Source organism: Klebsiella aerogenes (assembly GCA_029027985.1).
Taxonomy (GTDB): domain Bacteria; phylum Pseudomonadota; class Gammaproteobacteria; order Enterobacterales; family Enterobacteriaceae; genus Klebsiella; species Klebsiella aerogenes_A.
Genome location: CP119076.1, coordinates 1,165,700 through 1,188,969 on the forward strand (window position 1 = coordinate 1,165,700; position 23,270 = coordinate 1,188,969).

The following is a 23,270-nucleotide window of genomic DNA, read 5'->3' on the forward strand; positions in this document are numbered from 1 at the left end:
ATTAACGGATGGCGGTGCGGCGCTGTTGCCACTGACGGATTTCAGCGGCATCGAAGACCACCAGTCGGGAAGAGAGGTGGACGGGGCGGGGAAAGTCGGTGTCTTTAAGCAGGCGGTAAACCGACGATTCACTCATCGCCAGAAACTGGACTACCTGCCGCATACGCACGTTGCCGCTTTCGGGAAAAGCATCGTTACTGTCTGCACTGGTTTTCATGATTGCACCTCACGGGACGGGAACAGAGTGTCGGAGCGGTTATAGCGCGGAACGGGGAGGGGAGGTATAGGTCCGGGTGAAAAAATTAAGCCCGGATAGAAAGTAATGAGTCCGAAGAGACCTAAACCCTAATGGATATGAATGAATTAATTGAAAAAAGAGAAGTTAACAAGCTGTAATTCTAACGGGACTACATATAATGGATGGCAACGTACGACAGTGAACTCTTCATAATAGCAGACCTTATCTTAAGGTCTGCAAAAAATAAGATGGAGGTTTGGAAGGAAGAATAAGCACCAAAATATTTCATACAGATATTAAATTTTGATTACCTTGTTAAATGACTGCTTAACTCCTGATTGAGTAATCATATTTTTGATAAGAGGTAGTATTCAACAAGCCCGCAATATTCTCTCAATTGCCCATCTTGATTGAGAGTCAGGTAATCATCTAAAAAACGCCTGATTTCTGTTCTGCTGCGCTTACCCGTTTTACTGGAAAGTTTTTGGCGTACAGATGTAAGTATATATGATCTGTTTTGTACTAGCCTGACCTTGTTAAGGTTGAGTACAGTATTAATTTGTGCCGAGAACTCTCTATCTGTTGAAAATATCTTTCCTTGCCCATCATATTTTATGAGGTTATTAATTTGATCTTGTTGTTTGCTGGGGTTATATTTTAATGGTTTATCACCTTTTTTTGTATCACAAGTTTGACTAGTGAATTTTTCTCCTTCAGATCCCATGCAGCAACCTAACAGATTTGAATAATCAAGCTGGAGTCGCGGGTTGTTTGATTGGCATGCCCAATGTTCCACTTTCATTGTTTCGGCCGTTATGCGAGTCATACAATAGGCGCAGAGATATCCCTGCTCTGTCAACAAAGATGATCTGATGGCATTTTTTACAGGTGTAAAATTAGGTCCATCATATTCTCCCCCTCTGGAACGATATTCTGTGAGTAAGCGCGGTTCAGATCCTTTTCGTATCTCTCTCATTCTTTGTCCCATCCCTGAAGTTCGATGTCAAATTTAGCACTAACTAATTCAGGTATTTCTCCATTGAGGTCTAATTCTATTTTATTAATTTTATTTTTCGCTTCTTCTATTTTACCTTCCTCTATAAGCATGAATACATCATCAATTTCTTTCTGTACTTCAGGTGAACGATCTAGTTTTTGAAAGCCAGTGTTCATTATTTCATTAAGAACTTCATTTGATGTCAGTCCATATGATTGTTCAGGTTTGGATGCATTAAAGTTTCCATTGCTATCTTTACCCAGTATACAAATTTGATGATGTTTTACTTCGCTTATCACTTGAGGTGAATGAGTCGAAACAATGAATTGACAATTTGGGAAAACTCTACTGAAGTTTTTCAAGATATTACGTTGCCATTCCGGGTGTAGATGCAAATCCACCTCATCAATAAGAATAATACCTGCAGTGAGTAGCGGGTTTTCTGATAATGGGTTGAGTACCATCATTCTTCTACATATATCAAGGACTAAGGCCAAAAGTGATTTTTCACCTTGAGATAGTTGAAGAACATTTATTTTTTTATTATTTTTTTCAATTGAAAGATGTAGTGTTGGTTTCAACTCTACATTTAGGTTACTAAAATCCTCCATAAATAACGAAACAGCATTATTTATGATTGTTTGTTTTCTTTTAGCGCTACTGCTTCCTTCGTACTCTTGGCGTTCCTTAAGACTAAGGATAAGATCATCTAGTAGTTTACGAGACTTTGAATCCGTTAATGCTAATGTTTCCAGTGATGCGAGTATTTTGGGATCAGTTTGAAATGCTGAAGTTGCTTCGTGTTTAACTACGTCATCAAGACGTTTATACCAACGAAAGAAAGCTTTAAAGTCTGCTTTCCCAGTAAGAGCATTATTATATCCGTCAAAACGATTGCTAATTTCTATGGCTGATGTTTCATCAAAGTCAGATACATCTTTTGAATTGATATCTGTAGAGCGCATCACTCCATAGTACGCTAGAAGTGGCAGTTCAAAACGTTCATCTTTATCGCAAGCTAGTTTATACAAATTACCTAACCTAGTGAAAGATGAATAATAACTCTTTTTGTTTACAATACTTCCTTCTTCAACTTCACATAACTCAAGTGTTGAGTTATAATTATGTTTGAGACCAATCTTGGCTATAATAGAACTATAACCATCATTATTACCTATACTGATATCCGATTTCTCTATGTCTCTGGCTCTTCCACCTTTGTGTACAATGCGTTGTATAAGCCAACTCAGACTATAAGAAATTGCATCCAGTACAGTTGTTTTTCCCGCACCATTGTTTCCAACAAGTACTTGAATTTGACTTTTTGTCATATCTAGATTAAGGCGATCTATAATCCTAAAATTCAGAAGAGACAGTTGTGTGAATCTTATTTTTTGTTGGCTAAATTGTTTAAGTGCCAAATCAAGATATTCCTGTGCTTTATGAATATCTTGCTCTAGAAATTTTCCGGTCTGATAAAGTGTATATAACTCGTAGGAGGAGTCAATATCCCCTTTTCTTGATTTAGAGGCAAGTTTAATGAATTTATTGTTTTCTATAGGCTTCATCTTCTTTCCTCAGTTTTATTATTTCTGTAACGGTATTGGTTGAGTATTTTTTAGACATTCTGACTCTGAAATCAGGCTCGATATAAATTGCAAATGATAGTAGTCCTTGTAGATAATAAGAGGTGTCAGGATCAAGTAAGCCAAGTTTATATTTATGAATTAAGGAGGAAATGAATCTTTTACGTTCTCGCCCTATTGAAAGCGACCCTTGTGTTGTCAGCGTTACGCCAGTTATATGCCGATTATGAGCTCGCGAAGTAAAAACCGTTTTTCGTTCATTTAATGTTATTCTGTTCTGATACTCTTTATTGAGAAAATGTCTGACTTCATTAGGTAAATCAAATAAAGCATTTTTATGATGGGTCGAAAATGTAAGATCATCAGCATAACGTGAATAGGTGATCTCTCGCTGTTGACAAAAGTTGGTGAATGAATCATCAAAGAGATACATAATTACATTTGAAATAAGCGGAGAACTGGGCGCTCCGACGCTTAATGAAAGCCTACCAGACTGATTTTTAGCTTTATTCCAGAATAAACCTTTTGTAAGAACTCTCTTCTCTGCAGAAGATAACTCATAATCATTCCATTCACATGCCATGAAGAGTAAATCAGGAGTAATGCTATTGAAAAAATCAGAAAAATCCATCTTTAGAATATAAGGATTATTAGAGTGTAGAGTTGCGTTTTGTTTAATACCCAAGCCTTTTTTATAAGCAACTGCACTTTCATGGATACGGAAATGAGTTTCCAAAATAGTTATAAGACCATATTGGAAAGTCTTAAGTTCACGCGAGGGATGCGCGATAATCCTCTCTCCACCATTTCGTTTAGGTATGGTGTAAACCTTATATCGATTAGGTGCATTAAAAAGGAAGCTGTCAATTTGCCGACGGTTTCTCGGCTGAATTTTGACCAGTTTCGCATAGAGGTTAAGGCGCATCCTTAGTCCTTAGGGAATCATAAACATAGACAAAGAAAATGTGGCAAACCGAGTATCGGTTTGCCACTGTCCTTTACTAAAGGATGCGGTAGTCGTTCTCCGCAGCCGCGATGGGTTCAAGCGGCTGCGGAGAACGACTACCGCAACCACGAAACCCCACAATAAGTTAGAGTCTGGCTAATCACCCGACTAGACGTAATCGTCTAAACGCTAAAGGACCCTCTCAGTCTACTGTATCGAATACTGCACATCAATGCCTCACGAAACACAACGATTAGGTGAAGATGCAGTAGGGAAATTGAACTGCTTTCTATAAAGTCATACCCGAAGTGTTTGCTATATATAAATCAAGTAGATGCTAAGACTTAAATGTATTAGTCGCGACCAGATCTGACATATGACCTTGAAAGGTTGAGAGTTACCGGTTTTGATATGGGTGTCGAATCCTTATACAAAACACGAGGTAACTCTCATGCTTCATACTACCAATCCCGTCATCAAACACAAAGCCGGTTTGCTCAATCTGGCTGAAGAACTCAGCAATGTGTCAAAAGCCTGTAAAATTATGGGGGTCTCGCGTGATACGTTTTATCGTTATCGCGAACTGGCCGATGAAGGCGGTGTGGATGCGCTGATAAACCGTAGTCGCCGCGCTCCTAATCTTAAGAATCGCACAGATGATGCCACTGAGCAGGCCGTTGTTGATTATGCCATTGCTTCCCCTGCTCATGGCCAACACCGGACCAGCAACGAGCTGCGTAAACAGGGTGTTTTCATATCAGGAAGTGGCGTTCGTTCGGTCTGGCTGCGCCACTCACTTGAGAACTTCAAAAAACGCCTGAAAGCGCTGGAAGAAAAAGTGGCTCGCGACGGCATTGAACTGACTGATACTCAGATTGCAGCACTGGAGCGTAAAGCCAGTGATGACGAGGCCTGTGGCGAAATTGAAACCTCCCATCCGGGTTATCTGGGCTCGCAGGACACATTCTATGTAGGCAACCTGAAAGGTGTCGGGCGTATTTATCAGCAGACGTTCGTTGATACGTACTCAAAGGTGGCTCACTGCAAGCTCTACGTCACCAAAACACCGATTACAGCGGCAGATTTACTGAATGACCGTGTATTGCCGTTTTATGAGTCTCAGGGCCTGCCGATGCTGAGGATATTGACTGACAGAGGCACAGAGTACTGCGGCAAAGTGGAGCAACATGATTACCAGCTTTATCTGGCGATCAATGACATTGAGCATACGAAAACGAAGGCGATGTCACCGCAGACCAATGGTATCTGCGAGCGGTTCCACAGGACGATACTGAACGAGTTTTATCAGGTGACGTTCCGCAAAAAACTGTATGGAGATCTTGATGCACTACAATCAGATCTTGATGAATGGCTGGCTCACTATAATAATGAGCGAACCCATCAGGGAAAAATGTGCTGTGGCCGGACGCCGATGGAAACATTACTTGATGGAAAACGCATCTGGGCTGAGAAAAATTTAAGCCAGATGTAATCTGACAGATACCTGTATAAATAACCGGTAACTGTCAGATCAGGTCTGAGCTAATACAACTTAAATGTTCAGAAACTATAATCTAGTTGTATTCCATAACCTGTAATAAATAGCTCTCACTTACTCTTCCTCACGCCCCATCTTCAACACCTCATAAAACGTCCCCCGGCCAAGCCCATCAGACGGCAATTCCCGCTCTTGAGCCAATTCTTTCAGATTTCGAAGTATCCTATCCGAAGCCGGTTTATCAGACGTCCCATAACGCCCGTCAGTCTCCTCAACGAGAAGCTGAACCAGCAGCCAGCAGAGCCGGGCAGTATTTTCTCGAGCCTTATCGCGCTTATGTATTCCACGCAGGGAAGGTTGTGTTGAAGCTGCGAGATCCGGCAGCGCATCGTCGCCGAGCGTCTTCAGCCACTTGCGGCCACGACTGTTACGCGACAGTCTCATTACCGCCTTCAGGCTACGGGCCTTAATTTCTGGCGGCGTGAGTTCGTCATCAATAAGCCGCCAGGCCAGCGCGAACATCTCATCGGCATAGAACATGCGTTTGTTCGCCGGGGCGCTGACCATGCCTGTGGCTTTGATAGTGCGGCTGATGGCGTCGTGCAGGATACGGTAATTTTCCTGATGTTCTTTCGGCAGGGCGTTTGCAGGTTGGGAAGCATCGAGGCCGAGAAGCAGGAGGGCAAGATGCCGCGCTTCCAGCAGCGGCATATCACATTCCCGTTCAAACAGATTCTGACGAATGGGACTGGTCACATTATTCTCCTTCCACGATCCGCAGCGGTTCTTCTTCACCGAGCAATGCCTGCCGTCTGGCAGCATCAACGTAGTTTCCCCACCACTGCATCAGCGGTCGCCTTTGTTCCAGATAGTCGCTGCGGTTGTAGGCCGCTTCGATCTCATCTTCTTTCTGGTGCGCCAGTGCAGACTCCAGGACTTCACGGGGAAAATGACCTGCGCCCGCCGTTCTGGCGATGCTGCGCATGCCGTGGGCGACCAGCTCGCCGCCAAACCCCATTCGGATAAGTGCGGCGTTCGCGGTTTGCTGGTGCATGTGCTCCAGTGGTTTGCGAATGCTGGGGAAAACCCACGGACGATGGCGGCTGACTGGCTCCATGATCTGAAGAACGCGCAGTGCCTGTTTGCTGAGCGGCACCGTATGCGAACGGTTCATCTTCATAAAGGTGTCAGGGATACGCCATTCCGCTTTTGTCATATCGATGTCGCACCAGCGCGCGCTGACGGCTTCGCCGGGGCGAACCCAGGTCAGTAGCTCCCATTCGATAAGGCAGCGGGTTTCTTTACGGATAGAGGCGTTCTGTAGCGCCAGCATTAGTCTGCCCAATTCGCTGGGGTGAAGGGCGGGCATATTCTGCTTTTTCGGTTTCTTGAAGCGGGCGACCAGGTTGTCAGCCGGATTGAACTCGATGAGCTCTTCGGAGATGGCGAAGCGGAAGATTTCATTGAGCCGTGAGATAATCCGGCGCAGCGTTTCGAGGATGCCCTGTTCTTCCAGCGGTGTGAGATGTTCCTTGAGCATCTTCGGGCGGATCTCGGTGACGGGCGTATTACCCAGAGAAGGGAAGACGTGCATCTCCAGCGAACGCCAGACATCTTTGGCGTGGTCTTCGCTAAGATCGCTGGTCCGTTTTTTCTCTTTGAGCCACTGTTCCGCCACTTTTTCCAGCGTGCATTCATTCTGGATGCGTTTTTCTTCGGCTATTCCTGCTAAGTGTTGACGGGGATCGATGCCCTGCCAGAGTAGTCGTCTGTATTTCGTACGAGTTTCGCGAGCCATGGCCAGTGTAACTACCGGGTAAGGGCCAAGGCTGGTTTTGGTGCGTTTTTTGGTGACGGGATGATAATACTCGAAATGCCAGGCCTTCCTCCCTGAAGTCTTAACCAGCAAGTACAGGCCTTCACCGTCCCGTAGCTCATAATCCGTGCTACGGGGCTTCGCGCCAGCGATCTCCACATTTGTTAAGGGTTTCAGTTGCTTAGGCATGTTTTAGCACCACGCTTTTTTAGCCCCACGATACCGTGGTGCTAAACATGGTGCCAAAAGGTCAAGATTCATACAGAGATCATGACCACACATGCAACAAAAAATCCTGCAACTCTTTGAAGTTACAGGCTTTTTTAAGGTTCATGATGCATCATGAATGAATGTTTGGTGGAGCTGGCGGGAGTTGAACCCGCGTCCGAAATTCCTACATCCTCGGCACTACATGCTTAGTCAGTCTTTACATTCGCCTGGCACCTGCGGACGGACACGCCACTACCAAACTAGCCTGATTAGTTTTAACGCTTCAACCCCAGGCAGGGCTTCCACGCGATCTCTTTTGGGTTTGACCTCTCTTTGATCCCCGTCTTAAGAGCGGAAGCTAGGGAGAGAGGGCTCAGAGCAGGTTATTAAGCTGCTAAAGCGTAGTTTTCGTCGTTTGCGACTATTTTTTTGCGGCTTTTTACGAGGCCAACCGCCCCTCGGCATGCACCTTGGGTTTCGCGAATCCCGTCGAATCCAGAATCAGCCCCAATGTGTACTTAAAGTATAACAGATTTGTGAAGGCGGTTACTAGCCCCTGAAATGAGGATTCTACGGGCTTGTTGAGTGAAAAAGCAGCGACAACAACAATATAGCGCAGGGCCAGAGGGGAACTGGCCCGCAGAGGAGGGGAATTAACGCCCGGCGTTCTTCATGATGCGCGCCTTATCGACCGCCCATTCACGATCTTTCACGTCGGTGCGCTTGTCGTGCTGCTTCTTGCCTTTCGCCACGCCGATTTTCACTTTGCACCAGGCGTTCTTCCAGTACAGCGACAGGGCGACGACGGTATAACCTTCACGGTTGATGCGGCCATATAACGCATCCAGCTCGCGCTGGTTGAGCAGCAATTTGCGGGTGCGGGTCGGATCGCAGACGTAGTGGGTGGAGGCGACCGCCATTGGCGTAAAGTTCGCGCCAAAAAGATAAGCTTCGCCATCTCTCAGAATGACATAGCTATCGCCGATGTTGGCTTTGCCGGCACGTAGAGATTTGACTTCCCATCCCTGCAGCGCGAGGCCTGCCTCGTATTCATCTTCGATAAAGTATTCGTGACGGGCGCGTTTATTCAGCGCAATGGTGGCTGATCCAGGTTTGTGGGCTTTTTTCTTAGTCATAATGTCCTGAAGTCATCGCTAGTTCTAAACAGTGTTACCTCAATCCTTCCTGCGAGGCGTAATGGGCTATCTTAGCACGAGTTATGGTACAGCGTTTTTTTTAGCAGCAGATAAATGATATTATTTGCCCCGTGTTTAAATGTGGAACCTGCTATGCCTCAGATTAGCCGTACTGCGCTGGTGCCCTTCAGCGTGGAACAGATGTATCAACTCGTAAATGATGTGAAGTCCTATCCCGATTTCCTGCCTGGCTGCACCGGTAGCCGCGTGCTGGAGGCTGGGCCGACGCAAATGACGGCGGCGGTTGATGTGTCCAAGGCCGGCATCAGCAAGACTTTCACCACGCGTAATACGTTGACCGATAACCAGAGCATCCTGATGAGCCTGGTCGATGGGCCGTTTAAAAAGCTGATTGGCGGCTGGAAGTTCATACCGCTCAGTCCGGAAGCGTGCAAAATCGAGTTCCATCTTGATTTTGAATTCACCAATAAGCTGATTGAAATGGCCTTCGGTCGCGTCTTTAAAGAACTGGCTTCCAACATGGTGCAAGCGTTCACCACTCGCGCCAAAGAGGTGTACCGTGTCGGCTAATATCGTCGTTGAAGTTGTCTACGCACTGCCGGAAAAGCAGTATCTGCAGCGTGTGAAGCTACAGGCAGGGGCAACGGTTGAACAGGCGATTATCTCCAGCGGTATTCTGGCGCTGCGTGAGGATATCGATTTGGCGAAGAATAAAGTCGGTATCTACAGCCGTACGGTGAAGCTGCATGACGAAGTGCACGACGGCGATCGGGTGGAAATTTACCGTCCGTTGATTGCCGATCCCAAAGAGTTGCGTCGCCAGCGGGCTGAGAAAAACGCCGAAAAATAAGACGGATAGCTGAATTAAAAAAGCGCTCATTGAGCGCTTTTTGTATTTCTGGCCAGATGATTACTTGGTCAGCGCGGGTTTGTTATCAATGTTGGTTAACACACCGCTGCTGTCAAAGGTCAGTGTCAGTGTCTGCTGAGTCACGGCTTCATGACCCGGCTGCTGACGGAAAACGTAGAACCAGGTGTTGCTACCAAATGGATCTGACATCATCGGCGTACCCAGAGCATAAGCAACCTGCTGTTGCGTCATGCCGACGCGAATTTTGGCGACATCGTTAGGTGCCAGATAGTTACCCTGGTTGATATCAGGACGGTAAACCACTCGTTCCAGAGTGGAACAGCCTGCGGTCAACATAAGGAGAACCGCTGCGGCAGCAGTCAGCGTTTTACAGCGCATAGTGATTTGATTCCTTTTTGGGCCCGAGCAATACGTGGCTCATCTGTAATATGCCGATAATAATAGACCTTTGCCCGGTTGGGAACCTTCGGCTGCAGGTCTATTGGCAATTTGCTGTTCACTATGACTCTGTGAAAATCAAAAAGTTTACGCCGCAAGCAACTCTTTCGCGTTCGCCAGCGTATTGCGGGTGACCTCGCTACCACCCAGCAGACGGGCCAGTTCCTGCAGTCTGGCGCGCTTATCCAGCGCCTGCATGTGGGTCTCCGTCATCTCTCCATCGGTCTCTTTGCAGACAAAGAAATGATGATGACCGCAACCGGCAACCTGTGGCAGGTGGGTCACGCACATGACCTGGGTAGATTCTCCCAACTGACGCAATAGTTTGCCGACGACCGCCGCCGTCGGCCCGCTGATCCCGACATCAACCTCATCGAAAATTAGCGCCGGGGTTTCCATTTTACGAGCGGTAATGACCTGAATGGCCAGTGCGATACGCGACAGTTCACCGCCGGAGGCCACTTTAGCGATCGGCTGCAGCGGCTGGCCCGGGTTGGTGGTCACGCGAAACTCAATATGGTCGGCGCCTTCGGCAGTCAGGTGGCGTTCGTCAAAGGCGACATCGATGGCAAATACCCCATGCGGCATGGAAAGTGAGTGCATACTTTCGGTAATCAACTGAGTGAGTTCGTCGGCGCTTCTCTGGCGTAGGGCGTGTAGTTCTTGCGCCGTTTCCAGCGCCAGACGATGGTGTTCAACGACCAACTGGCTCAGCGATTCCAGAGAACCGGCGCTATCATCCAGCAGGCGCTGTTCTTCCAGCATAGCCTGATAGAAGGCGGGGAGTTCTTCCGGGGCGATCTGATGCTTACGCGCCAGCGCAATCTGCCGGGAAATACGCTGTTCCAGTTCGAACAGGCGGTTAGGGTCGAGATCGAGACGGTCATTGTAGTGGCGTAGCTCATCGGTCGCTTCGCTGAGCTGAATAGCGGCTTCTTCCAGCATATCGAGCACGCTGGAGAGTTTGCTGTCCATGCCGACCAGCTCGCCGACCAGCTGTTTAGCGGTATAGAGTTGGCTTTGTAGGTTAGCCTCTTCGCCGTCCGCCAGCACCGTTAAGGCATGCTGGCAGGTACTGAGTAACTGGCCACTGTTGGCCAGACGCTTGTACTCTTCGTCGATGTGTTCGAACTCACCCGGCAGCGGGTTGAATTCGTTCAGCTCTTTAAGCTGGTATTGCAGCAGATCGGCGCGAGCGGCGCGCTCCTGGCTCTGCTGTTGATGCTGTGCCAGCTCGCGGCAGCTCTGGTGCCACTGGCGGTAGTGCTCCGCCATACGCTGAGTAAGCGCATACTCACCGGTATAACCGTCGAGTAGGGTCTTCTGGTGTTCGGCTTTGGTAAGCAGCTGATGGGCATGCTGGCCGTGGATCTGGATAAGCAGCTGGCCCAGTTCGCGAAGTTGGGAAAGTGGGACGGCGGTGCCGTTGATAAAACCGCGGGAGCGTCCGTCGGCGCTGATCGCGCGGCGAAGTAAACACTCACGTCCGCTCTCCAACTGGTTTTCTTCCAGCCAGCGCTGTGCGGCCGGGGTATCTTTCAGCGCAAAGCGCGCGCACAGATCGGCACGGCTGGCGCCGCGGCGCACCATGTCAGCTTCGGCTCTGCCGCCAAGGCACAGCCCCAGCGCGTCGATGGCAATGGATTTCCCGGCGCCGGTTTCCCCGGTGATGGCGGTCATGCCGCTGTGAAAATCAATTTCCAGTTCACGAACGATAGCGAAATTGCTGATGGTGAGTTGCGCCAACATAGCTGCCTTCCTGTATGAAAAACCATTACTGTGTTTTCGTACAGTGTATACTGGTTTTTTATCCAGTAAAGAGGCAGCTTATAAAATCAGAACAATTTTTTCGACCAACCCAGTTTGGTGCTTAATGTGTTGAAATAGCTGTAGTCTTTTGGGTGAATCAGATTAAGGTGGTAATCGCAGCGGCGGATCAGAACATCTTCGCCGTCCTGAATTGGCAGGGCAATCTGGCTGTCGCAGCTGATCTCCAGATCGTTGCAGCGCTGTGAGAAGCGCAGGCGAATGGTGCTGTCGCCGTTAATCACCAGCGGCCGCGCCGACAGCGTGTGCGGGAACATCGGCACCAGGGTGATGGCGTCCAGCGATGGGGTGAGGATAGGGCCGCCTGCTGACAACGAATAGGCCGTCGAACCCGTCGGCGTGGAGATAATCAGGCCGTCGGAGCGTTGAGAGAACGCAAACACTTCATCGATATACACTTCGAATTCAATCATGTGTGCGACTTTGCCCGGATGAAGCACCACTTCATTGATGGCCGTACTGATGCGTTTCTGGCAATCGTGCTGGCACACCTGGGCTTCCAACAGAAAACGTTTTTCTGCGATATAGTGGCCTTCAAGGACATCGGCCAACTGCTGGAGCGCATTGTCCGGGTCAAGGTCGGTAAGAAAGCCAAGGTTGCCGCGGTTAATCCCGATCACGTTAATATCGTAACGCGCAAGGGTGCGCGCCGCGCCGAGCATATTGCCGTCGCCGCCGACCACCACCGCCAGGTCCGCCTGTTGGCCGATTTCCGCCAGCGTGCCGGTCTTCACATTGCTAAGCTGTAGTTCATGGGCGATTTGTTGTTCGACCAGTACTTCGTAGCCTTTGCCGCATAACCAGCGCCAGAGCATTTCATGTGTGGTCAGGGCGGTGGGGTGACGAGGGTGTCCCACAATGCCGATACACTTGAAATGGTTCTTCATGATCTGGATGTCCTTGGGTTAAATGAATGATGACAATCTGTCTGCTTCCCTTGAATCCCGGAAACTGATCCCCATAATAAGCGAAGTTAGCGAGATGAATGCGAAAAAAACGCGGAGAAATTCATGAGTAGTAAAGAACAGAAAACGCCTGAGGGGCAAGCCCCGGAAGAAATTATCACGGAGCAGCACGACAACGTAGAGGCGGTAGAGCCTGAGGTTTCTGCTGAGCAGGTGGATCCGCGCGATGAGAAAATTGCGAATCTGGAAGCACAGCTGGCTGAGGCGCAGAAGCGTGAACGTGATGTGATGCTGCGCGCAAAAGCTGAAGAAGATAACCTGCGTCGTCGTACCGAACAGGATATCGAGAAAGCGCACAAATTTGCGCTGGAGAAGTTCGTCAATGAACTGCTGCCGGTTATCGATAGCCTGGATCGCGCGCTGGAAGTGGCGGATAAAGCTAACCCGGATCTGGCGCCGATGGTCGAAGGGATCGAACTGACCCTGAAATCGATGCTGGATGTGGTGCGTAAGTTTGGTGTGGAAGTGATTGCCGATACTAACGTGCCGCTGGATCCCAACGTGCATCAGGCTATCGCGATGGTCGAGTCTGAAGACGTAGCCGCTGGCAACGTGCTGGGCGTGATGCAGAAAGGCTATACCCTGAACGGCCGGACTATTCGCGCCGCGATGGTTACGGTCGCGAAAGCGAAGTAATTCGCCCTTTCGCCAGCCACGGCTGCCTGCGGGCGGCCGTTTTTGTTGGTTTTTAAGAAAAAACGGCGAACCGAAGTTCACCGTTGTTCTTTCCTGTGTTTATTCCGCCACGCTCTCGCGTAATGATTTCACCGGCATCACCTTCACCTGCTTAATCATATTGTCCTGCACGTCGAGAATATCGATATCGTATTGTTCAATGCGCACGCGGGTACCGGGAACCGGAATTTCTTCCAATGCTTCCAGAATAATGCCGTTAATGGTGCGGGCGTCGTCTTCCGGCAGGTGCCAGTTGAAGGCTTTGTTGATTTCCCGCACGTTGGCGCCGCCGTCGATGATAACCGAGCCATCGTTAAGCGGCGTGACCTCTTCGGCAAGCGTGGGCGACATCGAAGTGGTGAAGTCGCCGACGATCTCCTCAAGGATATCCTCAACCGTGACCAGGCCCTGAATATCGCCGTATTCATCGACCACCAGGCCGACTTTCTTTTTATTACGCTGGAATTTCACTAACTGAGTGCTGAGCGGCGTACCTTCCGGAACAAAGTAAATCTCATCTGCCGCCCGCAACATAATCTCTTTCGTGAATTCTTTCTTTTCCGTCATCAAGCGGTAGGCTTCACGGACGCGCAGCATGCTGATGGCGTCGTCCAGCGAATCACGGTACAGCACGATACGGCCATGCGGCGAGTGGGTCAGCTGGCGGACGATTGATTTCCAGTCATCGTTGATATCGATGCCGACGATTTCATTACGCGGCACCATGATGTCGTTAACGCTGACCTTTTCGAGATCCAACACCGACAGCAGCATGTCCTGGTTCCGCCGTGAGATTTGTGTACGGGATTCATTCACAATCGTACGCAGCTCATCTTTGCTCAACGCGCCGCTGATCACGTGGTCGGTCTTGATGCCCATCATGCGCATCAGTACGCGAGTGATGGTATTCAGCAGCCACACCAGTGGCATCATCAATACCTGCAGCGGTGCCAGCAGGAAACTACTGGGGTAGGCGACCTTTTCCGGGTACAGCGCGGCGATGGTTTTTGGTAAGACTTCGGCAAAGACCAGCACCACGAAGGTGAGCACGCCAGTGGCGATAGCAACGCCGGCATCGCCGTACAGGCGCATACCGACAATCGTTCCCAGCGCCGAAGCCAGGATATTGACGAGGTTGTTGCCGATGAGCACCAGGCTAATGAGGCGGTCCGGTTTACGTAGCAGCTTTTCTACGCGCTTAGCCGGGCGGTTGCCTTGCTTCGCCATGTGACGCAGTCGATAGCGGTTCAGCGTCATCATGCCGGTTTCGGAACCGGAGAAGTAGGCGGAGATAATCACCATGATGATCAGCGTGATGATCAGCGTGGTGGTAGAAATGTGTTCCAGGAGGGACTCCTTAGTCTTTAACTAATAAACTGCTGAAGTACGCGGCTGCCAAAATAGGCCAGCGTCAGCAACCCTGCGCCAGCGACGTTAAACCAGACAACCCGGCGACCGCGCCAGCCTTCGTGGTAGTGTCCCCACAGCAGTACGATATAGACAAACCAGGCGATGATAGACAGCACTGCTTTATCAATATTTTCCGTGTTGAACAGGTTGTGCATATAGAACAACCCGGTACACAGCGTCAGGGTCAGCAGCACCACGCCAACCTGGGTGATATGAAACATTTTACGCTCAATACTCATCAACGGCGGCATTTCGCTGCTGAAAGCCAGCTTTTTATTTTTCAACTGGTAGTCAATCCACGCCAATTGCAGCGCGTATAAGGCGGCAATGATAAGCGTCGCGTATGAGAAGAGCGATAGGCCGATATGCACCAGCATGCCCGGCGTGGTTTCCAGATGCGTGATGTATTCGTTGGGCACGAAGGTGGCGAAGGCGAGGTTGATCAGCGCGAAGGCGTAAACGATAGGCAGCAACAACCAGCCGCGGTTGCGTGACGCGACGATGGTCATCACCGTACAGATCATCAGGCTAACCAGCGAGCCGACGTTAAGTAAGCTGAGATTTTGCCCAGCCTCGCCGCCGGGGAAAATACGCGACTCCAGCGCGAAGGCGTGGCAAATCAGCGCTATCGTGGCGGAAAGGATCGCCATCCGCCGCCAGCTACTGTTTTTTTGCAGCAAGCCAGGAATGATCAGCGCAAGGCTGATGGAGTAGGCGACAAGAGCAAGTAGAGCAAACACAGGCATAGGAGCGTCGACTGTTGACTAAATAAGAAAGAGAAGCAGTATAGCGTTACGCGACGTCTGCTCCAACCGTTGCAGCACATTCAGGTTTATGTCGTGTTATACTGCGCCAAATTCGTATTTTTGTGTCGCTGCGGCGACCGACCGTTTCCACCTCAGGCGAGAGACAATGTTTGATAATTTAACCGATCGTTTGTCGCGTACGCTGCGCAACATTAGCGGCCGCGGACGCCTTACCGAAGACAACATTAAAGACACCCTGCGCGAAGTGCGCATGGCGCTGCTGGAAGCCGACGTCGCGCTTCCGGTCGTTCGTGATTTCATCAGCCGCGTCAAAGAGAGCGCGGTAGGCCATGAAGTTAATAAAAGCCTGACCCCGGGTCAGGAGTTCGTCAAAATTGTACGCAACGAGCTGGTTGCGGCGATGGGCGAAGAAAACCAGACGCTGGATTTAGCCGCGCAGCCGCCAGCGGTCGTCCTGATGGCGGGCCTGCAGGGCGCGGGTAAAACCACCAGCGTCGGTAAGCTGGGTAAATTCCTGCGCGAGAAGCACAAGAAGAAAGTGCTGGTCGTTTCCGCGGACGTTTACCGCCCGGCGGCGATCAAACAGCTGGAAACGCTGGCGGAGCAGGTCGGTGTGGATTTCTTCCCGTCTGACGTCGGCCAGAAGCCCGTTGATATTGTTAACGCGGCGCTGAAAGAAGCGAAGCTCAAATTCTACGACGTGCTGCTGGTGGATACCGCCGGTCGTCTGCACGTCGATGAAGCGATGATGGACGAAATCAAACAGGTCCACGCCGCGATTAATCCGGTCGAAACCCTGTTCGTCGTCGATGCGATGACCGGTCAGGATGCGGCGAATACCGCTAAGGCTTTTAACGAAGCGCTGCCGCTGACCGGCGTGGTGCTGACCAAAGTGGACGGCGACGCCCGCGGCGGCGCGGCGCTGTCGATTCGTCACATTACCGGCAAGCCGATTAAATTCCTCGGCGTCGGCGAGAAAACCGAAGCGCTGGAGCCGTTCCACCCGGACCGTATCGCTTCCCGTATTCTCGGCATGGGCGACGTGCTGTCGCTCATCGAAGATATCGAGAGCAAGGTTGATCGTGCGCAGGCCGAGAAGCTGGCGTCTAAACTGAAGAAAGGCGACGGCTTTGACCTGACGGACTTCCTTGAGCAACTGCGTCAGATGAAAAACATGGGCGGCATGGCCAGCCTGATGGGCAAACTGCCGGGTATGGGCCAGATCCCGGACAATGTAAAAGCGCAGATGGACGACAAAGTGCTGGTGCGTATGGAAGCGATCATCAATTCGATGACGATGAAAGAGCGCGCCAAGCCGGAAATCATTAAAGGTTCACGTAAGCGCCGTATCGCCGCCGGTTGCGGGATGCAGGTGCAGGATGTGAACCGTCTGCTGAAACAGTTCGACGACATGCAGCGCATGATGAAGAAGATGAAGTCGAAAGGCGGCATGATGAAAATGATGCGCGGCATGAAAGGAATGATGCCACCGGGCTTTCCGGGGCGTTAAGCGCTTTAGAGATTGCAATTTCCCCAGAAATGAGTAAAATTTTCGGGCTTTTAATATGACACCGGGCTCCTTCCCTCGAGGGAGCCCGGTTGTTCTATTCACACAAGAGGATGTTATGGTAACTATTCGTTTAGCACGTCACGGCGCTAAAAAGCGTCCGTTCTACCAGGTTGTTGTCACCGACAGCCGTAATGCACGCAACGGTCGCTTCATCGAGCGCGTTGGCTTCTTCAACCCGATCGCGACCGAGAAAGAAGAAGGCACCCGCCTGGATCTGGATCGTATCGCTCACTGGGTTGGCCAGGGCGCTACTGTTTCCGATCGCGTTGCCGCGCTGATCAAAGCCGCTAACAAAGCAGCTTAATCTGTCACGGTGGTCATGATGAGCAAGCAACACACCGCACAAGCACCTGTTGATCCGATCGTATTGGGGAAAATGGGTTCTTCCTACGGTATCCGTGGTTGGCTCAGAGTGTTTTCCTCCACCGAAGACGCTGAAAGCATTTTTGACTATCAGCCCTGGTTAATCCAGAAGGCGGGTCAGTGGCAGGTTGTTGAGCTGGAAGGCTGGCGCCACCACAATCAGGACATCATCATCAAGCTGAAAGGCATTGACGATCGTGATGCGGCGAATCTTCTGACTAATTGCGAAATTATCGTCGATTCATCGCAGCTGCCGACGCTGGAAGAGGGCGACTATTACTGGAAAGACCTGATGGGCTGCCAGGTAGTCACCACCGAAGGTTATAGCCTGGGTAAAGTCATTGATATGATGGAAACCGGGTCGAATGACGTTCTCGTCATCAAGGCAAACCTGAAAGATGCGTTTGGCATCAAGGAGCGGTTGGTTCCGTTCCTCGATGGGCAGGTTATCAAGAAAGTCGATCTCGCTACTCGTACTATCGAAGTAGATTGGGATCCTGGTTTTTAAATTCTCCGGATAAACGGTAAAAGACGGCGCTATGTGGATTGGCATAATTAGCCTGTTTCCTGAAATGTTCCGCGCAATTACCGATTACGGGGTAACTGGCCGGGCAGTAAAAAATGGCCTGCTGAGCATCGAAAGCTGGAGTCCTCGCGACTTCGCTCATGACCGGCACCGTACCGTGGACGATCGTCCTTACGGTGGCGGACCGGGGATGCTAATGATGGTGCAACCCTTACGGGATGCCATTCATGCAGCAAAAGCCGCGGCAGGTGAAGGCGCAAAGGTGATTTATCTGTCACCTCAGGGACGCAAGCTTGATCAAGCGGGCGTCAGCGAACTGGCAACGAATCAGAAACTGATTCTGGTGTGCGGTCGCTACGAAGGGATAGACGAGCGCGTAATCCAAACCGAAATTGACGAAGAATGGTCAATCGGCGATTACGTTCTCAGCGGTGGTGAGTTACCGGCAATGACGCTGATTGACTCCGTTTCCCGGTTCATTCCGGGAGTATTGGGACATGAAGCCTCGGCAACGGAAGATTCCTTTGCTGATGGGTTGCTGGATTGCCCGCACTATACCCGTCCTGAAGTGTTAGAAGAGATGGAAGTACCGCCGGTGTTACTGTCGGGAAACCATGCTGAGATACGTCGCTGGCGTCTGAAGCAGTCGCTGGGCCGGACCTGGCTTAGAAGACCTGAACTTTTGGAAAACCTGGCTCTGACTGAAGAGCAAGCAAAGTTGCTGTCGCAGTTCAAAAGCGAACACGCGCAACAGCAGCATAAACATGATGGGCAGGCGTGAGCCCCCAATATCAGTTTACCCAGGATAAGAGATTAAATTATGAGCAACATTATTAAGCAACTTGAACAAGAACAGATGAAGCAGGACGTACCTTCCTTCCGTCCGGGTGATACCGTGGAAGTGAAAGTATGGGTTGTTGAAGGTTCCAAAAAACGTCTGCAGGCATTCGAGGGCGTGGTTATCGCTATTCGTAACCGCGGTCTGCACTCTGCATTCACTGTTCGTAAAATTTCCAACGGCGAAGGCGTTGAGCGTGTCTTCCAGACTCACTCTCCGGTAGTTGACAGCATTGCTGTTAAACGTCGTGGTGCTGTACGTAAAGCTAAACTGTACTACCTGCGTGAGCGTACCGGTAAGTCTGCTCGTATCAAAGAGCGTCTTAACTAAGATTCGCTTTCGCGACATCCTGATAGAAAGGGCTGGCCAGATGGCTGGCCCTTTTTTTATCTTAGTTTTAACTATTTTGATGTAAATCAATTACAATAGCGCCCAGATTTCGGAGGGGCGGTGAGCAGCACTATTTTCCCACAATCAGTATCTCAACGGCGGGCCGCCTGGCTTGCGCTGTTTGCGATCCTGCTGATCGTGGTGGCGCCGCTGATTTCCATCTCGTTACAGAAAGACCCGATGAGCGCGATGCCAGGTATGCATCATGCGATGTCGATGGACATGTCCCATGATATGTCGCCTGAGATGACCGGCCATGATATGACGATGACGCACGGCATGCCGGTTGACCACGCGGAAGCCTGCGGCTACTGCGTGCTGCTCGCGCACGTCCCGGGGCTGATCTTCGCGCTGGCGCTATTCTTTGCCATGGTCCTGCGGCGCATTCGCCTGCCGGTTTCTCGCCCGGTATTAAAACATTGGCACTACTTCCCCTGGCTCTATCCCGAAACCCGCGCGCCGCCGCGGCGGTCTGCTTTTTCCCTTTGATAAAAATGAATGTGCGCACTGCGCAACGACCTCTTTTGCTTTAAAAAAGGAAAAGTATGACAACCTGCACCTCGCGCGCGGCATGGCTGAACCTGCTGCGGCGCCTCCATTTCTATATTGGTCTGTTTATCGGGCCATTTATCTTCGTCGCCGCCTTCACCGGCACGCTGTATGTTGCAACGCCACAACTGGAGAACTGGCTGTACCACGATGCCTTACACGGCGCGCTTAATGGCGAGAAACAGCCACTGAGCGCGCAAATCGCCGTTGCCAAAGAGGCCACGCAAAATAACCTGCGCCTGCAGGCCGTGCGTCCGGGGCTGACCGCAGGCGAAACGACGCGGGTGATGTTTGCCGACCCGCGGCTAGGGGAGTCAGAAAACCGGGCGATTTTCGTTGATCCGGTCACTCTGAGAGTGAAGGGCGATCTGACGGTTTACGGCACCAGCGGTATTTTACCGCTACGCCAGTGGATCGATTACGCTCATAAATCACTGCTATTGGGTGATGGCGGGCGACTGTACAGCGAGCTGGCGGCCTCCTGGATGTGGGTTGCGGCTTTGGGCGGTATTGCATTGTGGACGATGACCCGGCCAAAACGGCGGATTAACAATCGGCAGCAAAATACCCGTCGCCTGCATGTGATGCTTGGCTGGGTGTTACTGGTCGGTATGCTGCTGTTTTCCGCCACCGGATTAACCTGGTCGCAGTGGGCGGGTGGTAATATCGATAAGATGCGCGCCGCATTGGGTTGGCTGACGCCGCAGGTCAATACGCAACTGCATAGTATGGATAAGATGCCGTACGATCCGCACGCCGAGCATCATATGGGGCATATGGCGATGGATGACGCGCAGGAAAAAGTGAGCGCGGCGCAGTTTGATGGTGTGCTGAAGGCCGCACAGACTGCGGGACTCACGGCCAGCAAGTTGGAGATCCGGCCGCCTAAAAACGCTGGAATGGCGTGGACGGTGAATGAAATCGACCGCAGTTGGCCGACGCAGGTCGATGCTGTCGCGGTTGATGGCGCCACGCTGCAGGTCGTTGACCGCACCCGCTTTGTTGATTTCCCGCTGATGGCTAAGCTGACCCGCTGGGGCGTCGATTTCCATATGGGCATTCTGTTCGGGATCGTCAACCAATTGCTGCTGGTAGCATTCGGGCTGGCTCTGTGCGTGATGATTATTGTCGGCTATCGCCTGTGGTGGATCCGTCGCCCGGCGCATGCCGCGTTTAACCCCGCACAGACGCTGGTGCAGGCGTGGCTGGGGCTGAATGGACCAGCCCGGGGACTTGCGCTGTTGATAGCGTTTCTGCTCGGGCTGGCGATACCGTTGATGGGCGTAAGCCTTGCGGTGTGCCTCGTTGTTGACTACCTGCGCTGGCGCGCGGCTTCTGCGCTGAGGCTGGCTAAGTCGGTAGACTAACGCGCTTAAGGCGTGCTGATGACCACGGTGACGCGGCGGTTTTCAGCACGGCCTGCGGCAGTATCGTTGCTGGCGATAGGGTACTTTTTACCTAACCCGCGGGTCGTTAAATTGCTGCGCGGGATTTTAGCGCCAACAGCCCAGGCATCCGCCACGCTGTTGGCGCGCTTCAGTGAGAGTGCTTCGTTATAGCTGTCTTCGCCGTAGTTATCGGTATGGCCTTCAAGGCGGCTGTGGGTAATGCCGGTTTCAGCCAGACGTGCGGCCATGTCGTGTATTTGCTGTTGGCTGTCAGCGCGCAAGCGGTAGTCGTTTTTATCGAACAGGATGCTGTCAGATAAACCTAACGACCAATCCCCGGAGACTTCGGTAAAGCCGTAAGACTGCATGGCTGCAACCTGTTCCTTAGAGAATTTACCTGGCGCCTGGCACCCTGTGAGTAGAAATGCAGCCAGAAGAGTGGGTGCAATAAATTGCCTGAGCATAGTCTTTCCTTCTTATTTTTGTGTGTGATGAAAACGCTGGTTTTTCATCCGATACATATTCTGATCGGCCAGTTCCTGTAGCTCCTCCACCGAAGTGTGTTCCCAGGTCAAAGCATAGCCAATACTCAAGGAGAGCGTTGCCGTGTGGCCGTTGTGAAGGTTAAATGGCTGAAGAAACTGTTCGGACAGCGTTGCACAAAGCGCCTGGACTTCGGTTTCCGTATGCACATTGTGCAGCAGAATGGCGAATTCATCGCCGCCCAAGCGCCATGCCTGGTGACGGTCGCCGACGAAAGCCATCAGGCGGCTGGCGACCTCAATGAGGACTTTATCGCCCGCGGCGTGTCCCCAGTTATCGTTGATGAGTTTGAAATTATCGCCGTCAAGAAACAGCAGCGCCGAGCTATGGCGTGCGGCGTCATCGCTCATCAGCTTACCGATGACGTTACGAAACGCCGCCCGGTTTGCTAAGCCCGTGAGCGGGTCGTGCAGAGAGCTGCGCAACAACTGGGCATTCTTCGCCTGTAGCTGGCGCTGCCAATCCTCCATTTCCCCCAGCAGGCTATTAAAATCCTGGGCGAAGAGATGAAACTCTTCGATGCGCTCTTCCGGAACCCGGCGTGAGAAATGGCGGTTTTCGCGAATATCGTGCACCACCTCGGTGATGCTTTGCAGAGCGGCGACAATGCCGCGGTGCAGGGAATGAGTGAGCATCAGGGCGATAATAGACGCCAGCAGAATGCTGCCGGTTAGCACAATGAGGGAAATACCGAGAAAGTGGCTGATTAATTGATCGAGGGCCTTCAGACGAAGCTCACCGATCATTTTCCCCTGATGCCAGATAGGCTGGATAGTCGGTTCAGGAAACAGCCATTTACTAATATAACCGCTGAATTTTTCGTTTTTAACCAACGCCTCATTCCGCCAGTCGGCGAAATGCCGCTGGTGGTTATCCAATAACGTGGCCTCGGAAAACTGCCCCTGTCTTCCCAGCGTTGCCAGAGTATCCTCCGCGGCGGCGGCGTCGCCAAATACCAGCGCGGCTTCAAGGCTGCGACCCATGGTTGCGGCGGTGAGTTCGAGATTTTTTTGTGCGTATTGCTTTAAAGTAATAACGGAGGCGGCGCTAAGTAAAAGCCAAACCAGCGTCATTGAAATCACTACGCTTATCATACTGATACGGCGTAATGCGTTTTTGAAAGTGGGGCGCGGGGCCTGAGAAAAATCCTTATTCATGTGATTTCTTCCGGGCAAGCATCAGTACATCCGGATTGACCCGTACGCCGCTATGCGTCAGGACATCCAGATTAACGGAAAACCTCACCCTGTCGTCATTTATGAGCAAGCAAAAAGCGCTGCCAATAGAGCAATCGGTATTTTGTTCCGCTATGAGCAATAGGGGACGGGAGCCATATTTTGTTGTTAATGCGGACTGCTGTTCCGGGGTTTCGCTTCCGAAATAAAAACCGTCGCAACTGGTCTTTAGGGCTTCCTGTGAATTTCGAACTATCACCGGTTGATAAGGTAAATTCTCCGGCGTTTCCTGAGCCAAACTGTGGAGATAACGGGATGTGGAAAAAATACACAACTTTGGCGGGCCGACTAAGTTTGGCCAGCGCGTATAAGTCACGATCCCCGAAACAATGGCGCGAACGTTTTCAGATGTCTCAGCGGCAAAAGCGGGGACTCCCGCAATTAGCAAAAATAAAATCAAAAATAGACGGTAAAACTCTTTCATTAACAGATCCGTCAAATCGTCATCGTACGGGAAACGCAGCTCG

Annotated in this window: 26 protein-coding genes and 1 other RNA gene; 11 read left to right on the forward strand and 16 right to left on the reverse strand. The window is 50.9% G+C overall.

Annotated features, from left to right (window positions below):
• Nucleotide 1 precedes the first annotated feature (1 nt).
• The 4 genes from PYR66_05635 to PYR66_05650 form a co-directional block, all read right to left on the reverse strand.
• Nucleotides 2–217: an AlpA family transcriptional regulator gene (locus tag PYR66_05635; protein ID WEF29205.1), complete on the reverse strand. Its 216-nt coding sequence runs from the start codon at nt 215–217 to the stop codon at nt 2–4.
• A 367-nt stretch (nt 218–584) separates the two neighbouring features.
• Nucleotides 585–1,214, reverse strand: a complete 630-nt coding sequence (locus PYR66_05640; protein ID WEF29206.1) for a TIGR02646 family protein — start codon at nt 1,212–1,214, stop codon at nt 585–587.
• Nucleotides 1,211–2,803 (reverse strand): AAA family ATPase, encoded by a 1,593-nt coding sequence (locus tag PYR66_05645; protein WEF29207.1) that lies wholly within the window; start codon nt 2,801–2,803, stop codon nt 1,211–1,213. Before PYR66_05645 ends, PYR66_05640 begins: the two co-directional genes overlap by 4 nt.
• On the reverse strand, nt 2,781–3,746 hold the full coding sequence (locus PYR66_05650) for a retron St85 family RNA-directed DNA polymerase (GenBank protein WEF29208.1): 966 nt from the start codon (nt 3,744–3,746) through the stop codon (nt 2,781–2,783). Before PYR66_05650 ends, PYR66_05645 begins: the two co-directional genes overlap by 23 nt.
• 472 nt (nt 3,747–4,218) lie before the next feature.
• Between PYR66_05650 and PYR66_05655 the strand changes: the two genes are divergently transcribed.
• Entirely contained in the window at nt 4,219–5,259 is a 1,041-nt protein-coding gene (locus PYR66_05655) for an IS481 family transposase (protein ID WEF29209.1), read from the forward strand.
• A gap of 120 nt (nt 5,260–5,379) precedes the next feature.
• On the opposite strand, the gene PYR66_05660 is transcribed toward PYR66_05655, so the two are convergent.
• From PYR66_05660 to smpB, 4 genes are all read right to left on the reverse strand, one after another.
• Nucleotides 5,380–6,021, reverse strand: coding sequence for a hypothetical protein (locus PYR66_05660; protein ID WEF29210.1), 642 nt, complete (start codon nt 6,019–6,021; stop codon nt 5,380–5,382).
• Between the two features lies 1 nt (nt 6,022).
• Nucleotides 6,023–7,270: an integrase domain-containing protein gene (locus PYR66_05665; protein ID WEF29211.1), complete on the reverse strand. Its 1,248-nt coding sequence runs from the start codon at nt 7,268–7,270 to the stop codon at nt 6,023–6,025.
• 166 nt (nt 7,271–7,436) lie between these two features.
• Nucleotides 7,437–7,800: a transfer-messenger RNA gene (gene ssrA, locus PYR66_05670) on the reverse strand.
• A 144-nt stretch (nt 7,801–7,944) separates the two neighbouring features.
• Nucleotides 7,945–8,427 (reverse strand): SsrA-binding protein SmpB, encoded by a 483-nt coding sequence (gene smpB / locus PYR66_05675; GenBank protein ID WEF29212.1) that lies wholly within the window; start codon nt 8,425–8,427, stop codon nt 7,945–7,947.
• Nucleotides 8,428–8,580: 153 nt separating this feature from the next.
• Here smpB and PYR66_05680 point away from each other — a divergent pair, with 153 nt between their 5' ends.
• Both PYR66_05680 and PYR66_05685 read left to right on the forward strand, forming a co-directional pair.
• Entirely contained in the window at nt 8,581–9,018 is a 438-nt protein-coding gene (locus tag PYR66_05680; protein ID WEF29213.1) for a type II toxin-antitoxin system RatA family toxin, read from the forward strand.
• Nucleotides 9,008–9,298: an RnfH family protein gene (locus PYR66_05685; protein WEF29214.1), complete on the forward strand. Its 291-nt coding sequence runs from the start codon at nt 9,008–9,010 to the stop codon at nt 9,296–9,298. Before PYR66_05680 ends, PYR66_05685 begins: the two co-directional genes overlap by 11 nt.
• A gap of 60 nt (nt 9,299–9,358) precedes the next feature.
• On the opposite strand, the gene bamE is transcribed toward PYR66_05685, so the two are convergent.
• The 3 genes from bamE to nadK form a co-directional block, all read right to left on the reverse strand.
• Entirely contained in the window at nt 9,359–9,697 is a 339-nt protein-coding gene (bamE, locus tag PYR66_05690) for an outer membrane protein assembly factor BamE (GenBank protein ID WEF29215.1), read from the reverse strand.
• Nucleotides 9,698–9,844: 147 nt separating this feature from the next.
• Nucleotides 9,845–11,506: a DNA repair protein RecN gene (gene recN / locus PYR66_05695; GenBank protein WEF29216.1), complete on the reverse strand. Its 1,662-nt coding sequence runs from the start codon at nt 11,504–11,506 to the stop codon at nt 9,845–9,847.
• 86 nt (nt 11,507–11,592) lie between these two features.
• Nucleotides 11,593–12,471, reverse strand: a complete 879-nt coding sequence (gene nadK / locus PYR66_05700) for an NAD(+) kinase (protein ID WEF29217.1) — start codon at nt 12,469–12,471, stop codon at nt 11,593–11,595.
• Between the two features lie 123 nt (nt 12,472–12,594).
• On the opposite strand from nadK, the gene grpE reads away from it, so the two are divergent.
• Nucleotides 12,595–13,185: a nucleotide exchange factor GrpE gene (grpE, locus tag PYR66_05705; GenBank protein WEF29218.1), complete on the forward strand. Its 591-nt coding sequence runs from the start codon at nt 12,595–12,597 to the stop codon at nt 13,183–13,185.
• A 99-nt stretch (nt 13,186–13,284) separates the two neighbouring features.
• Here the strand turns inward: grpE and PYR66_05710 are convergent, their stop codons facing one another.
• Nucleotides 13,285–14,571, reverse strand: a complete 1,287-nt coding sequence (locus tag PYR66_05710) for an HlyC/CorC family transporter (GenBank protein WEF30364.1) — start codon at nt 14,569–14,571, stop codon at nt 13,285–13,287.
• Between the two features lie 17 nt (nt 14,572–14,588).
• Nucleotides 14,589–15,380 carry an inner membrane protein YpjD gene (locus PYR66_05715; protein ID WEF29219.1) on the reverse strand — a complete coding sequence of 264 codons (792 nt, stop codon included), beginning with the start codon at nt 15,378–15,380 and terminating at the stop codon, nt 14,589–14,591.
• 166 nt (nt 15,381–15,546) lie between these two features.
• On the opposite strand from PYR66_05715, the gene ffh reads away from it, so the two are divergent.
• The 7 genes from ffh (at nt 15,547) to PYR66_05750 (ending at nt 21,004) form a co-directional block, all read left to right on the forward strand.
• The gene (gene ffh, locus PYR66_05720; protein WEF29220.1) at nt 15,547–16,911 is read left to right on the forward strand and encodes a signal recognition particle protein; all 1,365 of its coding nucleotides are present in this window, start codon (nt 15,547–15,549) and stop codon (nt 16,909–16,911) included.
• Nucleotides 16,912–17,026: 115 nt separating this feature from the next.
• Nucleotides 17,027–17,275, forward strand: a complete 249-nt coding sequence (gene rpsP, locus PYR66_05725) for a 30S ribosomal protein S16 (GenBank protein ID WEF29221.1) — start codon at nt 17,027–17,029, stop codon at nt 17,273–17,275.
• 18 nt (nt 17,276–17,293) lie between these two features.
• Nucleotides 17,294–17,842, forward strand: a complete 549-nt coding sequence (gene rimM / locus PYR66_05730) for a ribosome maturation factor RimM (protein WEF30365.1) — start codon at nt 17,294–17,296, stop codon at nt 17,840–17,842.
• Between the two features lie 31 nt (nt 17,843–17,873).
• Nucleotides 17,874–18,641, forward strand: coding sequence for a tRNA (guanosine(37)-N1)-methyltransferase TrmD (gene trmD, locus PYR66_05735; protein WEF29222.1), 768 nt, complete (start codon nt 17,874–17,876; stop codon nt 18,639–18,641).
• Nucleotides 18,642–18,680: 39 nt separating this feature from the next.
• Nucleotides 18,681–19,028 carry a 50S ribosomal protein L19 gene (rplS, locus tag PYR66_05740; GenBank protein WEF29223.1) on the forward strand — a complete coding sequence of 116 codons (348 nt, stop codon included), beginning with the start codon at nt 18,681–18,683 and terminating at the stop codon, nt 19,026–19,028.
• Between the two features lie 120 nt (nt 19,029–19,148).
• The gene (locus tag PYR66_05745) at nt 19,149–19,577 is read left to right on the forward strand and encodes a DUF2946 domain-containing protein (GenBank protein WEF29224.1); all 429 of its coding nucleotides are present in this window, start codon (nt 19,149–19,151) and stop codon (nt 19,575–19,577) included.
• Nucleotides 19,578–19,633: 56 nt separating this feature from the next.
• Nucleotides 19,634–21,004 (forward strand): PepSY-associated TM helix domain-containing protein, encoded by a 1,371-nt coding sequence (locus PYR66_05750; protein ID WEF29225.1) that lies wholly within the window; start codon nt 19,634–19,636, stop codon nt 21,002–21,004.
• 5 nt (nt 21,005–21,009) lie between these two features.
• Here the strand turns inward: PYR66_05750 and PYR66_05755 are convergent, their stop codons facing one another.
• From PYR66_05755 to PYR66_05765, 3 genes are read right to left on the reverse strand one after another with little or no spacing between them, the layout of a single operon-like run.
• A complete protein-coding gene (locus tag PYR66_05755) occupies nt 21,010–21,489 on the reverse strand; it encodes an OmpA family protein (GenBank protein ID WEF29226.1) in 480 nt (159 codons plus the stop codon).
• A 12-nt stretch (nt 21,490–21,501) separates the two neighbouring features.
• A complete protein-coding gene (dgcN, locus tag PYR66_05760; GenBank protein WEF29227.1) occupies nt 21,502–22,725 on the reverse strand; it encodes a diguanylate cyclase DgcN in 1,224 nt (407 codons plus the stop codon).
• Nucleotides 22,718–23,227: a YfiR family protein gene (locus tag PYR66_05765; GenBank protein ID WEF30366.1), complete on the reverse strand. Its 510-nt coding sequence runs from the start codon at nt 23,225–23,227 to the stop codon at nt 22,718–22,720. Before PYR66_05765 ends, dgcN begins: the two co-directional genes overlap by 8 nt.
• Nucleotides 23,228–23,270: the final 43 nt, after the last annotated feature.

Bases quoted from the DNA above. Each gene is read 5' to 3' on its own strand.
- trmD (WEF29222.1), top strand. From the start codon at position 17,874: ATGTGGATTGGCATAATTAGCCTGTTTCCTGAAATGTTCCGCGCAATT.
- PYR66_05650 (WEF29208.1), bottom strand. From the start codon at position 3,746: ATGCGCCTTAACCTCTATGCGAAACTGGTCAAAATTCAGCCGAGAAAC.
- rplS (WEF29223.1), top strand. From the start codon at position 18,681: ATGAGCAACATTATTAAGCAACTTGAACAAGAACAGATGAAGCAGGAC.
- grpE (WEF29218.1), top strand. From the start codon at position 12,595: ATGAGTAGTAAAGAACAGAAAACGCCTGAGGGGCAAGCCCCGGAAGAA.
- ffh (WEF29220.1), top strand. From the start codon at position 15,547: ATGTTTGATAATTTAACCGATCGTTTGTCGCGTACGCTGCGCAACATT.
- PYR66_05715 (WEF29219.1), bottom strand. From the start codon at position 15,380: ATGCCTGTGTTTGCTCTACTTGCTCTTGTCGCCTACTCCATCAGCCTT.
- smpB (WEF29212.1), bottom strand. From the start codon at position 8,427: ATGACTAAGAAAAAAGCCCACAAACCTGGATCAGCCACCATTGCGCTG.
- PYR66_05640 (WEF29206.1), bottom strand. From the start codon at position 1,214: ATGAGAGAGATACGAAAAGGATCTGAACCGCGCTTACTCACAGAATAT.
- PYR66_05750 (WEF29225.1), top strand. From the start codon at position 19,634: ATGACAACCTGCACCTCGCGCGCGGCATGGCTGAACCTGCTGCGGCGC.
- PYR66_05665 (WEF29211.1), bottom strand. From the start codon at position 7,270: ATGCCTAAGCAACTGAAACCCTTAACAAATGTGGAGATCGCTGGCGCG.
- recN (WEF29216.1), bottom strand. From the start codon at position 11,506: ATGTTGGCGCAACTCACCATCAGCAATTTCGCTATCGTTCGTGAACTG.
- PYR66_05755 (WEF29226.1), bottom strand. From the start codon at position 21,489: ATGCTCAGGCAATTTATTGCACCCACTCTTCTGGCTGCATTTCTACTC.
- bamE (WEF29215.1), bottom strand. From the start codon at position 9,697: ATGCGCTGTAAAACGCTGACTGCTGCCGCAGCGGTTCTCCTTATGTTG.
- rimM (WEF30365.1), top strand. From the start codon at position 17,294: ATGAGCAAGCAACACACCGCACAAGCACCTGTTGATCCGATCGTATTG.
- PYR66_05655 (WEF29209.1), top strand. From the start codon at position 4,219: ATGCTTCATACTACCAATCCCGTCATCAAACACAAAGCCGGTTTGCTC.
- dgcN (WEF29227.1), bottom strand. From the start codon at position 22,725: ATGAATAAGGATTTTTCTCAGGCCCCGCGCCCCACTTTCAAAAACGCA.
- PYR66_05645 (WEF29207.1), bottom strand. From the start codon at position 2,803: ATGAAGCCTATAGAAAACAATAAATTCATTAAACTTGCCTCTAAATCA.
- rpsP (WEF29221.1), top strand. From the start codon at position 17,027: ATGGTAACTATTCGTTTAGCACGTCACGGCGCTAAAAAGCGTCCGTTC.
- nadK (WEF29217.1), bottom strand. From the start codon at position 12,471: ATGAAGAACCATTTCAAGTGTATCGGCATTGTGGGACACCCTCGTCAC.
- PYR66_05680 (WEF29213.1), top strand. From the start codon at position 8,581: ATGCCTCAGATTAGCCGTACTGCGCTGGTGCCCTTCAGCGTGGAACAG.
- PYR66_05765 (WEF30366.1), bottom strand. From the start codon at position 23,227: ATGAAAGAGTTTTACCGTCTATTTTTGATTTTATTTTTGCTAATTGCG.
- PYR66_05635 (WEF29205.1), bottom strand. From the start codon at position 217: ATGAAAACCAGTGCAGACAGTAACGATGCTTTTCCCGAAAGCGGCAAC.